Here is a 1,767-nt window from a genome sequence, read left to right as displayed (position 1 = left end):
GCGGCTTCCGCATGGTCCTGTGGCACGCCCTTGCCGGCGTAATACATGTAGCCGAGCGTGTACTGCGCCGTAGCGTGCCCCTGTTCGGCAAGCGGACGGGCCAGTTCCGCGGCTTGGGGGTAGTCCCCGCGATCATAGGCCTCACCGGCTGTCTGCCAGTCCTGTCCATTCGCGGGTGAAAGGGGCAGGATCAGCAGCGTGAGCGCCAGGAGAAGGGGACGAATTGTCATGGGCAGTCTCTAAAGAAATTTACATGATGTCCTTTATGGCAACGTGCGGCCGCCGGGCGGGGGATTTGCCGGCACCCCGCCCGGCGGCCTGGATGCCCCCGGGCGTTGCTGCGAGCCCTCGGGCGTCGTCCGCATCCGCGATTGGTGGATGGGGGGGGGGCGTCGACAGCTCTTAAGCACCTCGCCAGCTTGTAAAACAGATCCTGCTTATCCATGAAGCTCAGCAAGGTTACTGAGACACAACGTATGAGCCATCGCGGTTTCCAGTCGCTGTGCCATATCCGAGTCCGCACCGTGCAACTCCCGCCTACGTCGTTGTGACCTCGTCGGACTTAGACACGAGCAGGAACAAGGCATCGGTGAGCGGACTTTCATGGATAAGCAGGAAACAGATTGGGATGTCCACGCTTCCCCTTTGGGTCTTCGCTGACGGTGGTATGGAACCAAGGAGCATCCTTCACGGTCATGTGGATGCTTTTCTGGTCTTCGTTCCACCAGATCCCAACGTCCAGATAAACACTTTTGCCGCCGCGCTCGGCCCGTCTCATCACACACCCTCCTATTCTACCAAGTCCCCGGGCGTGGCCGCCCTCCTGCTCGCCCGTGATAGCCCTCAAGCACCCGTCCGATTAGACCACGGCGGGGGCGCAATCTCACACAGATTGCTGGATGCGCGCCGGGCGACGCTCACAAGAAGTCGGGACCGAGATCTCGAGCAGCTTCCGGCCCGCTTCTGTCAGCGCATCAGAAATTCTGCTGCCCTGGCGTTTCAGCCGGTGCTCCAGGTCTGGAAAACCTCGTCGAGCACCTCGAGTTCGCCTGCCCACCAGGCTCCGGCCCCTGCCGCAAGGGCCAGGATCAGGATGGCGGCCAGAGCCCTGTTCCGCCGCCGCGCCAGCTTATGTCGCCGTAGCTCGTCCTCGGCCTTCTCGGCCCGTTCGGCCCGCTCGCGCCAGCGGCCCAGAACCTGGATTGTCTCCTCGAGCCTGGCCTCGAGATCGTCGGCGCGTTTCTCCGCGCTGTCCCGTGCCGCTTCGGCTGTCTTGCTCCTGGCTACCGCTCGCGCGATCGCGACCTCGGGATCGGGCCGGGCGGCGGGCGCCACGGCAGGCTCGCCCTGTGTTTCCTCCGGTTCAGACCCGCCGGCCGTCTCCGTCCCCGTGGGGGAGGCGATGAAGCAGCGCACCCGGCGGCCATCGCGCCGCCGCGCGATGGCTCCGCTCCACTCGAGCTCGGTCATGATTCTCGAGACGTTGCCCGGAGCGACGTCGAGCCGCGTGGCGATCTGATCGCGCGTGAGCGTGATTTGTCCGGTGTCCGGGTGCGCGTCGTCGCGCAGCAGGGACCAGAGCTCCGCCGCCTGTCGCGGACGCCTGCTGTTCTCGCGCAGCCAGCGCGCCACGTCGCGGGTTCCACCGTTGGTGTCGGTCACAGGGCCTGAATTGGTGTCACGGCGGCATTATGAGTGTCAGGCGGCGGCGTGACACCAATCGAAACCAGTGTCATTTGATACGAGGTGCCCCGACCAACACCCATC

3 protein-coding genes are annotated in these 1,767 nt (G+C 64.7%); all 3 read right to left on the bottom strand.

Annotation, left to right across the window (positions count from 1 at the left end; translation table 11 throughout):
- The coding region (locus tag OXC99_03855; GenBank protein ID MCY4624123.1) for a sel1 repeat family protein at window positions 1-230 on the bottom strand (230 nt) is incomplete at its 3' end.
- A 371-nt stretch (window positions 231-601) separates the two neighbouring features.
- Window positions 602-778, bottom strand: a complete 177-nt coding sequence (locus tag OXC99_03850) for a hypothetical protein (protein MCY4624122.1) — start codon at window positions 776-778, stop codon at window positions 602-604.
- A 221-nt stretch (window positions 779-999) separates the two neighbouring features.
- Entirely contained in the window at window positions 1,000-1,662 is a 663-nt protein-coding gene (locus OXC99_03845) for a helix-turn-helix domain-containing protein (GenBank protein ID MCY4624121.1), read from the bottom strand.
- Window positions 1,663-1,767: the final 105 nt, after the last annotated feature.

It is taken from the genome of Chloroflexota bacterium, assembly GCA_026713825.1.
Taxonomy (GTDB): domain Bacteria; phylum Chloroflexota; class Dehalococcoidia; order Lucifugimonadales; family UBA1127; genus UBA1127.
This window is presented reverse-complemented; position numbering and strand designations above follow the sequence as displayed.